8 protein-coding genes are annotated in these 12,534 nt (G+C 48.2%); all 8 read left to right on the top strand.

The window, feature by feature from the left end; translation table 11 throughout:
* The first annotated feature begins 69 nt into the window (after nucleotides 1-69).
* The 8 genes from tal (at nucleotide 70) to LAY57_RS19110 (ending at nucleotide 12,361) form a co-directional block, all read left to right on the top strand.
* Entirely contained in the window at nucleotides 70-1,215 is a 1,146-nt protein-coding gene (tal, locus tag LAY57_RS19145) for a transaldolase (protein ID WP_249068415.1), read from the top strand.
* A gap of 193 nt (nucleotides 1,216-1,408) precedes the next feature.
* Nucleotides 1,409-2,248, top strand: a complete 840-nt coding sequence (locus LAY57_RS19140; protein ID WP_249068414.1) for an MICOS complex subunit MIC60 — start codon at nucleotides 1,409-1,411, stop codon at nucleotides 2,246-2,248.
* 101 nt (nucleotides 2,249-2,349) lie between these two features.
* On the top strand, nucleotides 2,350-3,879 hold the full coding sequence (gene zwf, locus LAY57_RS19135; protein WP_249068413.1) for a glucose-6-phosphate dehydrogenase: 1,530 nt from the start codon (nucleotides 2,350-2,352) through the stop codon (nucleotides 3,877-3,879).
* 163 nt (nucleotides 3,880-4,042) lie between these two features.
* Entirely contained in the window at nucleotides 4,043-5,416 is a 1,374-nt protein-coding gene (gene opcA, locus LAY57_RS19130; protein ID WP_249068412.1) for a glucose-6-phosphate dehydrogenase assembly protein OpcA, read from the top strand.
* 127 nt (nucleotides 5,417-5,543) lie between these two features.
* Nucleotides 5,544-6,989, top strand: coding sequence for a cobyrinic acid a,c-diamide synthase CobB (locus LAY57_RS19125; protein WP_249068411.1), 1,446 nt, complete (start codon nucleotides 5,544-5,546; stop codon nucleotides 6,987-6,989).
* 452 nt (nucleotides 6,990-7,441) lie between these two features.
* Entirely contained in the window at nucleotides 7,442-8,740 is a 1,299-nt protein-coding gene (locus tag LAY57_RS19120) for a glycosyltransferase family 1 protein (protein WP_249068410.1), read from the top strand.
* Between the two features lie 136 nt (nucleotides 8,741-8,876).
* Nucleotides 8,877-10,013, top strand: coding sequence for a UDP-galactopyranose mutase (gene glf / locus LAY57_RS19115; RefSeq protein ID WP_249068409.1), 1,137 nt, complete (start codon nucleotides 8,877-8,879; stop codon nucleotides 10,011-10,013).
* A gap of 407 nt (nucleotides 10,014-10,420) precedes the next feature.
* Nucleotides 10,421-12,361, top strand: coding sequence for a glycoside hydrolase family 2 protein (locus LAY57_RS19110; RefSeq protein WP_249068408.1), 1,941 nt, complete (start codon nucleotides 10,421-10,423; stop codon nucleotides 12,359-12,361).
* Nucleotides 12,362-12,534 lie beyond the last annotated feature (173 nt).

Here is a 12,534-nt window from a genome sequence, read left to right as displayed (position 1 = left end):
CCTAGCCCCTAGCCCCTAGCCCCTAACCTCTTCTGACCACAAGTAGTTACGAGTAAAAAAAGGAACACAATGACAACCAATCATATATTGGAAATCAAAGAATACGGCCAAAGTATCTGGATGGATAATTTGACTCGCGATTTGATCGAGTCCGGCGAACTCAAACGAATGATTGACGATCGCGGAATTCGTGGGATCACTTCCAATCCAGCCATTTTTGAGAAAGCGATCGCCGGAAACAAAATCTACGACGCCGATATCGAAAAAGGCATCAGCGCCGGACTACCAACTTACAAAATTTACGAATCTCTGGTTTTTGACGATATCCGCCATGCTTGCGATATCTTCCGCCCTGTCTATGAAGAGTCGAATGCACTGGATGGTTACATCAGCATTGAAGTGCCGCCCACGATCGCTGACGATACGGAAGCTACGATCGCAGAAGCCCGCCGCTATTACCAAGAACTTGGTCGCGAAAATGTGATGATCAAGATTCCCGGTACTGCGGCGGGTTTGCCTGCGGTTGAGGAAGTAATCGCGGACGGGATCAATGTCAACGTCACTCTGCTGTTCTCCGTGGAAAGCTATGTAAATACGGCATGGGCTTACATTCGGGGCTTGGAAAAACGGGCATCGGAAGGTAAGGACATCAGCAACATTGCCTCAGTAGCGAGTTTCTTCCTCAGTCGGATCGACATTAATATTGATAAGCGCATTGACGACAAGCTCTCTTCAGGTGTTGACCGGATCGAAAAGGAAGCAGCACTCAAAGCAGTTAAAGGCAAAGTAGCGATCGCCAACGCCAAAATCGCTTACCAGAAGTACAAAGAAATTATTCAGACCGATCGCTGGAAAGCATTAGCAGAGAAAGGTGCCAAAGTTCAGCGGCTCCTTTGGGCTTCCACTAGCACCAAAGACCCTCACTACAGCGATGTCATGTACGTCGATGAGCTAGTTGGCCCGGACACCGTAAATACCCTGCCACCCAACACCATTGAAGCCTGCGCCGACCACTGCGATGTTGCCAGTCGCATTGAGACTGGGGTGGAAGAAGCCTACCACCTGATCGAAAGTCTCAAAGATCCAGACATTGACATCGATATCAATCAAGTCATGGATGAACTGCTGGTGGAAGGGATTGATAAGTTCGTAAAGCCGTTCCAATCCCTGATGGACTCGCTGGAAACTAAGGTCAAACACCTAGCGCCTGTTTAGGTTGAAGCCCAAGGGGGAAGGGAGAAGGGTGAAGAGGGAAAGGGCAAGAATTAAATTTGATTCCTTTACTTTTTACTCTTCCATTCCCCCAACTTTGGCTCCCAGTAGAGGGAATTGCTTTAATCAAAGCGATCGTGAGAACAGCCAGCGACCGCCTAAATGAGAATAATTGCGATCGGGGGAATTTACCGTTATGCCAACTGCAAACGATATCTTACAAAGCGACTGTGCCAACGCCCAACTCGACCCCACCGAACAGCGTCGGCTTGAAGAACTAGAAGCGATCGTCGAACAAGGACTTCAGACGTTTTATGAGGTTGGTAAAGCTCTTGATGAGATTCGGGAAAAGAAACTATATCGGGAAACCCACAAAACCTTTGAGGATTATTGCAAGGAGAAGTGGGGCATAGCGAGACGAAGAGCCTATCAATTTATTGATGCCGCTCACGTTCTCCAAAATTTGTGTACCAATGGTACACAAATTCCTAAAAGTGAACGTCAAGTCCGTCCATTAACAGGACTCTCACCAGAACTACAACTGGAACTCTGGCAAGAAGCAGTAGCCTCAGCACCCAACGGCATCCCCACTGGTGCAGCTGTTCAGCGCTTGGTTGACGAGCGAGTGTCTTCCCGAACAACAAGGCGAACTGCTGGGGATACTTCAGAAGAATTGGGGCAGTTGCGCCTGGAAAATCAGCGCCTCAAGGAGCAAATCAGACAAAGAGATCTGGACAGGGAACGCCGTACTGCTGCGGTTGCTGCCGAAATAGAGCAGTTGCGTGAGGAAAACAGGCAGCTTAAAGCCGAACTCAGGCAACGAGACATCGATTGGGAAGTCCGTCTGGCTTACGAAAGGGAAAAAATTAGGGAAGAAGTAAGATCTGAACTCAGAGAAGAGATCGCGGCTCAAATAAGAGAGGAACTTAGGGCTCAAATAAGAGAAGAACTCCGATTTGAAATAACAGAGGAACTCAGGGGTCAAATTAGGGCGGAGATCAAAGCTGAATTTATGAAAGCCAAATTAACGCCCTAACCACCCAAGTCAACTCTCTGACTCAGCAACTTTCCGAAATGACAGCAAAATATGAAGCGGTACTAGCAAGACTCGAAGCTATAGAAGGAAAAAAATAGAAGATGGTAACACTCCTAGAAAATCCCCTCCGCGTAGGCTTACAACAAGAACGCACACCAGAACCCCTGATCATCGTCATCTTTGGGGCATCCGGCGACCTCACCCAACGCAAACTGGTGCCAGCGATTTATCATCTCAAACGCGATCGCCGACTGCCCCCAGAAATCACGATCGTAGGTGTTGCCCGTAGGAATTGGAGCCACGATTACTTTCGCGAACAAATGCGGGAAGGAATTGAGCAGTTCTCGGATGGCATTGGTTCTGAGGAAGTTTGGCAAGACTTTGCCCAAGGCTTGTTCTATTGCCCCGGCGATATCGACAACCCGGAAAGCTATCAGAAACTGAAACAATTTCTCAGCGAACTGGATGGTCAACGGGGCACGCGGGGAAATCGGGTTTTCTACCTAGCCGTTTCTCCTAACTTCTTTCCAGAAGCAATTCGCCAGTTAGGGACAGCACAGATGCTCGAAGATCCCATTAAAACCCGACTGGTGATTGAAAAGCCCTTTGGTCGCGACTTGAGTTCAGCCCGCAGTCTCAACCGAGTAGTGCGTCAAACCTGTAAAGAAGAGCAGGTTTACCGCATCGACCACTATCTGGGCAAAGAAACCGTTCAAAACTTACTCGTGTTTCGCTTTGCCAACGCGATTTTTGAACCATTATGGAATCGCCAGTTCGTCGATCACGTCCAGATCACCGTAGCAGAAACAGTCGGAGTAGAAGACCGCGCCGGCTACTACGAAACCTCCGGCGCGTTGCGCGACATGGTGCAGAACCACCTAATGCAACTATTTTGTCTCACAGCAATGGAGCCGCCCAACTCCCTAGATGCCGATAGCGTTCGCGGTGAAAAAGTTAAAGTAATTCAAGCTACCCACCTGGCAGATGTGCGTAACCTGGAATACTCAGCCATCCGAGCCCAGTATGCTAGTGGTTGGATGAAGGGTCAACCTGTGGCGGGATATCGACAAGAGCCCGGGGTGAATCCGAATTCCACTACACCAACGTATGTGGCGATGAAATTTTTGATTGATAACTGGCGCTGGCAAGGAGTGCCGTTTTACCTGAGAACCGGCAAGCGGCTACCGAAAAAAGTATCCGAGATTGCCATCCAGTTTCGCGAAGTGCCTTATTTGTTGTTTCAATCAGCAGCGCAACAAGTTAATGCCAACGTGCTGATTATGCGGATTCAACCGAATGAGGGAATAGCTTTGCGTTTTGAAGTAAAAATGCCGGGACTGGAAGTGCGAAGTCGTACCGTGGAGATGGACTTCCGATATGGTGCGGCTTTTGGACAGACGAGTGGCGACGCATACGATCGCTTGTTGCTTGACTGCATGATCGGCGACCAAACTCTCTTTACTCGTGCCGATGAAGTGGAAGAAGCTTGGCGGGTGGTGACACCAGCGCTCACAGTCTGGGAAGCACCCACCGATCCAGCTAAGATTCCTCAGTATGAAGCGGGAACTTGGGAACCAGCCCAAGCCGAACACCTGATTAACCGTGATGGTCGTCGGTGGCGCAGACTTTAAGAATTTTAGATTTTAGATTTTGGATTTTGGATTGGGGTTAACTCCTGGGTCTGAAAATTTTTGACAGCTTGACGAGTCGATCGATAATCCAAAATCCGCCTATCTAAAATCGTTCTAAGTCTTCAATTCGATTATCTAAAATCTTTTCATCCCAAATAAGATTATGGCTACAAAATCCGCTCCGATCGTTTCCTTGCAGCCGCCAAAGGATATCTCCATCGACGAGATTGAGTCAGAACTCAGTCAAATTTGGCAAAGTTACAGCAGTGACGGTGACGGTGCTTATCCTGCTGCAACTAGAGCCGCGACATTTAGCTTGGTGGTTTACGAACCAGAAGAAACTCAACAACTTTTAGCAGTTTTGGGATTTTACACCGGCCCGATCGATGGAATTGATGGGCCGCGCACCTCCTGGGCTCTGGAAGCTGCTCAGAAAACCTTCAAACTGCCGGTGACTGGGAAGTCGAACCCGGAAACAGTAGCTCGATTGCGAGAAGAAGTTGCTAAAAAACGGGGGCAGGCCGTCACACTAGATATAAACAGTCCAGTGATTCCCCAGTATGCTCAAGATGCTGGCGGTGCTGGTGTAGCAGATGCTATAGCCGCAGCCAACCCTTGCCGCATCCTCGCCCTTTGCCCAATGGCAGGAGAAGATGAAGGCGTAACAGCTCAGGTATCCGCCTACTGTCCCGTGCAAAAGCAAACTGGCAATAGCCTGATCTGCTGCGAATACATCACCCTCAGAGGTACAGAAGCAGCAATAGAACGTATTGCGGGAATGCTTCCTGCACTACTGATCGGCGATCTGCCCAAATTCCTCTGGTGGAAGGCAACACCCGACCTGGAAAACAGCCTGTTCAAGCGACTGTCAGAGTCTTGCAATTCAATTATTATTGACTCCAGTCACTTCAACGATCCAGCGGCAGAGTTGCTGCAAGTGCAAAGCTTGCTAGAGTCTGGCATTCCCATTTCCGACCTCAACTGGCGTCGTCTAGCTGCATGGCAAGAGTTGAGCGCAGAGGCGTTTGACCCCCCCGAACGTCGTGCTTCGATTAAGGAGATCGATCGCGTCACTCTAGACTACGAAAAAGGCAATCCCACTCAGCCACTCATGTATCTGGGTTGGCTAGCAAGTCGGCTACAATGGCAACCCGTCTCTCATCAACAAGAAGGCGGCGACTACGACATCAAGCGCATTCAGTTCATGGCTGCCGATGGGCGACAAATAGAAGCAGAACTGGCCGCAATTCCCACGGCTGATTCAGGCGACATACCGGGTGACCTCATTGCCCTGCGTTTGACCTCTACGAACATGAACGCTGACTGCTGTACTGTTCTGTGTTCCGAAACGGGCGGTTGTATGCGGATGGAAGCGGGCGGCGGAGCCCAATCCTGTCGCATTCAACAAGTAACGCCGCTGTTTGACCAAAAGGCGGAAAACTTGCTCGGTCAGCAGTTGCAACGCTGGGGGCGCGATCGTCTTTACGAGGAAAGTATGGCTGTCACGGCTGCTATTCTCAAATTGGCAGGAGGCTAGGAAATTTTAGATTTTAGATTTTAGATTTCAAGAAAGAAATCTGAAATCTAAAATTTTCTCTTTCAATTTTCAATTCTTTAATCTAAAATTCTTTCTTCCCTAGCCCCTAGCCCCTAGCCCCTAAAAAATGGCTTTAATTATTGCAGGCGAACGCAGCGGGGTGGGCAAGACAACAGTCACACTCGCCCTGCTAGCGTCTTTGAAGCGTCGGAATCTCAATGTTCAATCTTTTAAGGTTGGCCCTGATTACATCGACCCGATGTTTCATCAGTATGTTACCGGGTTACCTTGTCGCAATTTAGATCCGGTTTTGACAAATCAGTCTTACCCGCAGCAATGTTTTGCCCGTCATACCCAAGGCGTCGAATATGCCTTGGTGGAAGGGGTGATGGGTTTATTTGATGGGGTGAAGGGGTACGGAGAAGAATCTAAGCCGAGGACGATCCATGAAGCGAGTACGGCTCACATTGCAGATCTGCTAAATTTGCCCGTAGCACTTGTAATTGATTGCAGTCGGTTATCGGGATCGGTGGCGGCAATCGCGCATGGCTATCGTTCTTTCGATCCCAGGATAAAATTAGCTGGGGTAGTGTTAAATCGGGTAGGGAGCGATCGCCATCTGGAACTGCTCAAAGATGCCCTCGAACCTTTAAATTTACCCATTGTGGGAGTATTGCGGCGTCAGGATGATATTACAATTGGTGACCGACATCTCGGTTTAGTGCCCACAGCAGAACTTCCCCAGTTAGATATTATAATAGATCGACTTGCACATTTAGGAGACACCTGTTTTGATTGGGAACAGCTGTTGCCCCTACTGAGATGTAAAGAAAAATTACAAATCCAAAATCCAAAATCCTCTCTTGCGAAGGTGGGCATCGTGACGGGAACCGCCAAGACGCCCACTTCGCGCAAAATCCAAAATCCAAAATCCAAAATCGCGATCGCACGCGATCGCGCTTTCAGTTTCTACTACGCAGATAACCTAGATCTCCTAGAAGAGTTAGGTGCCCAACTGGTGTCTTGGAGTCCACTCACCGATCCTGGAATACCTGCGGGAGTCCAAGGACTATATTTTGGGGGTGGTTTCCCAGAAATATTTGCACAAGAATTATCGTCAAATTGGTCAGCACTCAATGCCGTTCGGTCGGCGATTCGATCTGGAATGCCCACTTATGCAGAGTGTGGCGGTTTAATGTATTTGTGCGAACAAATAGTTGATTTTAATGGGCAATCTTGGCCGATGGTAGGAGTATTGCCTACAACAGCTGTAATGGGTGAGCGTCTAACATTAGGTTATCGACAGGCAACTGCACTGCAAGATACTCCCCTCCTACCAGCTGGGGCAACAGTTTGGGGTCATGAGTTTCACCGCTCTAGTTTATCTAAAGCACCGGCAACACCTTTGTTTGAAGTACGAGGGTATAATTCCCAAAGTGTACCAACACAAGAAGGATGGCAGTTGCAGCAAGTTCATGCTTCTTACGTCCATCTTCATTTTGCTGGGAGTCCCCAAATTCCATCTCGATTTTTGCAGCACTGTAGTCTCCATTGTCAAGGCTCCTACGCCTAAAGAAGTAATCTATACCATTCAAGAGACAGAGAAACACTGGGAAATTACTTAGCACTAAATATAAAAGTTTTTTGTATTATAAATAACAATTTTATTGAACGTAAAGTTTATACTTTAGGTAGAAGCAGCTTTTCCTTCAGGGCAGTTTAGGTAGAAACTGAGTAAATATTTTTAGCGGCAGTAGTAATATTTTCATCCTTGAGGGAGAAGACCAGTTAAATAAAAGCTTATAGCATTATTATCAGTAGCAAATTCAAGAATAAACAACTGCCTCGCGATTTATGAAAGCTGTAAGTAAAACAGCGATTCTACGCTAGCAAAGGCCACTGGAGCGATATTTTCACGATGCTCATCCTTGTATAACTTGTGCTTGGAAACCTCCAAGCGAAGTTCTCATATCCATTTGCTAAAACATCTCAAAAAATCTACTTAACCGATATCTGAGGCTAACTATGTCCCCACACAAAGCTCAAATAAAAAACGATATTAGCAATGTTGTGTCAGGGGAGAAGCGTGAAGCGTTAGCGCAGCAGGACGAAGTTCAGCTATATATTATGCAAGCTGAATCGCCATCAATACCTACTTTGAAATCTTCGATTGACTCGTCCTACAAGCATTTTAAGCCCGTCGCACCTTCCCCAACCGAGCCGCCCGATTTAGTCTGTTTGTCACATTTGCGTTGGGATTTTGTGTACCAAAGACCCCAACATCTTCTGAGCCGCTGTGCAAAAGAGCGGCGTGTATTCTTTATCGAAGAGCCAATTTTTAGCAGCGACTCTTCAGGGGGACTGGAGATCGGCAGGCGCGAGAGTGGGGTTTGGGTTGTGGTGCCGCACTTGAAAGAAGGATTGAGTCAAGAAGAAGTAAATGCAGATCTACAAATACTGCTGTCTAGCTTATTTGCAGAACGCCAAATTAGCCAGTACATATTCTGGTACTACACACCGATGGCTATGGCATTCACGCACCACTTAAAGCCGCTAGCGATCGTCTACGATTGCATGGACGAGCTGTCAGCATTCAACGGAGCGCCGCCTGCGATGAGGGAATCCGAAGCTGAACTCCTCAAGCGTGCCGACATAGTGTTTACAGGCGGACAAAGCCTTTACGAAGCAAAACGCGATCGCCACCCGAACATCTACGCATTTCCCAGTAGCATCGAAAAGGCGCACTTTGCACAGGCGAGAAACTTCACAGCCGATCCAGCAGACCAAACAGATATTCCCCATCCCCGCTTGGGATTCTTTGGCGTGATAGACGAACGGATGGATATCGAACTGCTTGGAGGCATTGCCGCAGCGAGACCCGACTGGCATCTAGTTATCATCGGCCCTGTAGTCAAAATAGACCCAGCAATCCTGCCTCGCCCCCAAAATATTCATTATCTTGGGGGCAAATCATATAAAGAGCTGCCTGCATATCTTGCCGGGTGGGATGTGGCGATGCTGCCGTTTGCACGCAACTCCTCAACACGCTTTATTAGCCCTACCAAAACTCCAGAATACCTCGCCGCAGGTAAGCCAGTTGTGTCTACCTCAATCCGAGATGTTGTTCGTCCCTACGGAGAGAACGGTTTGGTGCGAATTGCAGATACAGTTGCAGACTTTGTTGCAGCAGTTGAGGCGGCGATGGATGAAAATCGCGATCGATCGGAATGGCTCTTGAGCGTTGATGCCTTCCTAGCACAAAACTCTTGGGATCGGACTTGGGCAAGCATGACGGAACTGATGCAGTCAGCCGTCAATCGTTAGTAGTCATTAGTCATTAGTCATTGGTCATTGGTTGCAAAATATTCAACAAATAACTTTTGACAATTAACAAATGACTAATGACTGGTGACTAATGACAAAAAGCTATTAACCATCAACTAACAACTAATAACTAACTATGTTCGATTACCTAATTGTCGGAGCGGGATTCTCTGGAAGCGTCCTTGCAGAAAGACTTGCCACTCAACTTGGCAAAAAAATTCTCATTGTTGATACTCGCAATCATATTGGCGGGAATGCCTACGATTGTTATGATGATGCCGGTATTCTCGTGCATAAATACGGGCCGCACATCTTTCACACCAACTCCCGCGAAGTATTTGAGTATCTCTCGAAATTCACTGAGTGGCGACAATACGAGCATCGCGTACTTGCCAGCGTGGATGGTCAGCTGCTGCCAATTCCAATTAACCTCGATACTGTCAATAAGCTTTACGGACTGAATCTTAACTCATTCGAGTTGACCAAGTTTTTCGAGTCGGTAGCTGAACCAAAAGAATATATCCGCACCTCAGAAGATGTAGTTGTCAGCAAAGTGGGTCGGGAACTCTACGAGAAGTTTTTCCGCAACTACACCCGCAAGCAATGGGGTATGGACCCGTCTGAACTGGACAAGTCTGTAATAGCCCGCGTGCCAACCCGGACGAACCGGGACGATCGATATTTCACGGACTCGTATCAAGCGATGCCGCTACACGGCTATACCCGAATGTTCGAGAAGATTTTGTCTCATCCGAACATTAAGGTGATGCTCAACACCGATTACCGGGAGATTCAGGATGTGATTCCGTATCGGGAAATGGTCTATACAGGGCCTGTTGATGCCTTCTTCGATTATCGCTTCGGGAAGTTACCTTATCGATCGCTGGAATTTAAACACGAAACGCACAATACACCGATATATCAACCAGCGCCAGTGGTGAACTATCCCAACGAACATCTATATACCCGCGTTACGGAGTTCAAGTATCTGACGGGACAGTCACACGGGAAAACTAGCATTGTCTACGAGTTGCCGCGTGCTGAGGGAGACCCTTACTACCCTGTACCGCGCCCAGAAAATGCCGAAATCTACAAGAAATACAAGGCGTTGGCTGAGGCAACTCCTCATGTGCATTTCGTAGGACGCTTGGCGACGTACAAGTATTACAATATGGATCAGGTTGTGGCTCAGGCTCTCACAATGTACTCTAACCTAATAGCACGTAGTACTTTGGAGCAACATATCGAGAACGGCCATGCTCTCACCCTTTAGAAGGCTGGTTCAGCAATTGACCAAAAAATGGTTAGAAAATCAGTAGTTTAACAATCTACAGATTTTCCTCAGTTACCTGAGACTGCATTGGTATTGCTACGGTATCTCCCGGCTGGGAAAACTACAGCGGGTTTTGTCTTTGAGTGAGGTACAGCATTTTAACGAGTGGGGGAGTGGGGGATTGCTAGAGTGGGAGAAAAAGCGCTGTATCCGATCCCATCGCTTTCCCGCTATATATTCGATCGCAACGAAACTGCGAGCGGAAAAAAACCGGCTTACTAGCGTACTCATCAGTAAGAATTACCATTCTGTAAGGCTTAAAAATTTTTTTCAACTAATTTAAAAAAAATAGTTACAGGTCGGGGATCAGTGGGTAAGCTAGAGATATAACCTATGGTAGATGTGTTATGAACACTTTTGGTAAGTGGCTTGAAGATTGTTATGTGAAAAATCCCACCGATCGCAACAACGGCGCTGTTGTTTCCCAGCCTGAAACAGCTTATCCGCGTCCGCAGTTACAGCGGGCTAACTGGATTTGCCTCAACGGCCCTTGGAGCTTCACTTTTGACGATCGAGGAAGATTTACTAGACCTAGCGATATTACTAAATGGACTCATACTATTGAAGTTCCGTTTGCTCCGGAATCTGCCAAAAGCGGTATAGGCGACACGGGTTTTCACCCGAACTGCTGGTACGAGCGCGAATTTGAGGTAGATAAGGGTGACGGTCGGGTGCTGCTCCACTTCGGGGCTGTAGACTATCACGCGCGCGTGTGGGTCAACGGTCAATTCATGGCGGAACATGAAGGCGGATACACCCCTTTCAGCATCGATATTACACCTGTATTGAATGAAAATGGGCTTCAGAGAGTAACAGTCTGGGCGCAGGACGACCCGCACGATTTAGCTAAGCCGCGTGGAAAGCAAGATTGGCAGCTGGAACCGCACAGTATTTGGTATCCGCGTACCAGCGGCATCTGGCAGACGGTTTGGGCTGAGGTTGTTCCCAGCACTTATATCGATCGTATCCGCTGGACGCCGCATTTCGATCGCTGGGAAATTGGCTTTGAAGCTTTTGTTGCGGGCGCACTGGACGATGGTATCCAAATAAAAGTCAAACTGACAGTTGGCTGCCAACTGCTGGTGAACGATACCTACGAAGTGATCAACGGCGAGATCCACCGACGCATCGCACTTTCTGACCCTGGTATCGACGACTACCGTAACGAGTTGTTGTGGAGTCCCGAAAAACCAACTTTAATAGATGTAAAGGTGCAACTGTGGCATAATGACACTCTACTTGATGAAGTAAAGTCTTATACAGCAATGCGGACGGTAAGTATACAGCGCGATCGCTTCATGCTCAACGGGCATCCCTACTATCTGCGCCTAGTTCTAGACCAAGGCTACTGGCCGGACACGCTGACTACCGCACCCTCAGATGAAGCGCTGCGGCAGGATGTCGAGCTAGTCAAAGCAATGGGCTTCAACGGTGTCCGCAAGCACCAAAAAATAGAAGATCCTCGCTTCTTGTACTGGGCGGATGTACTCGGTCTGATGGTCTGGGAAGAAATGCCCAGCGCCTATCGTTTCACCCCCAAAGCCGTAGAACGCATCACCAAAGAATGGACTGAGGTAATCGAGCGAGATTCCAGCCACCCGTGCATCGTGGTGTGGGTGCCCTTCAACGAATCGTGGGGAGTTCCCGACTTGACGGCGACGGCGGCTCACCGTAACTACGTCCAAGCACTCTACCACTTGACCAAAACCCTAGACCCGACTCGTCCGGTGATTGGCAACGACGGCTGGGAGAGTACGGCAACTGATATCATCGGTATCCACGATTACGGAGTTCACGATCGCAACAAGGCCAAGAGCTTAGCAAAGCGCTACGGGCCACAGGTTAACATAACGGAACTCTTCGATCGCCGCCGTCCGGGAGGTCGCGTCCTGACGCTGGATGGCTATTCTCATAGCGGACAGCCAGTAATGCTCACCGAGTTTGGCGGTATAGCCTATGCCGCAAGGGAAACCCCCAATGCTGACAAAATCTGGGGATACGCGCAATTTTCCAATGTCTCCGAGTTGCAAAAGAACTATACCGCCTTGCTAAATGCAGTCAACAAGGTAGAAATGTTCAGCGGCTTTTGCTACACCCAGCTAACGGATACCTACCAGGAAGCTAACGGTCTATTGTATGCCGATCGCACGCCAAAGTTTTCTATTGAAGCGATCAAAGCTGCAACTCTTGGCTGGACTACCGAAGAGGAAGATGCACTACCAGAAGCTCATGAAGCAAAATGGTCAGAAGTTGACCTTGTGAAAGCTAATGGGAATGGGAATGGGTAATGGGAAAAGTTAAGGGGAAAGGGGAATTTTCCCTTTCCCTCTCCCCCTCCCTTCTTCCCCACCACCTACTGCCTACTACCGCTTCTAAAAACAAAAAGAAATCTGTGAGTCAAACTCAGCGGTTTATGTTTAGCCTAGATCAAGTGCTATAAGCTTCCTGACTGTTCAGGTTG

The organism is Argonema antarcticum A004/B2, assembly GCF_023333585.1.
Lineage (GTDB): Bacteria > Cyanobacteriota > Cyanobacteriia > Cyanobacteriales > Aerosakkonemataceae > Argonema > Argonema antarcticum.
Note: the sequence above shows the minus strand (reverse complement) of the source record. Positions and strands in the feature narration are given on the sequence as shown.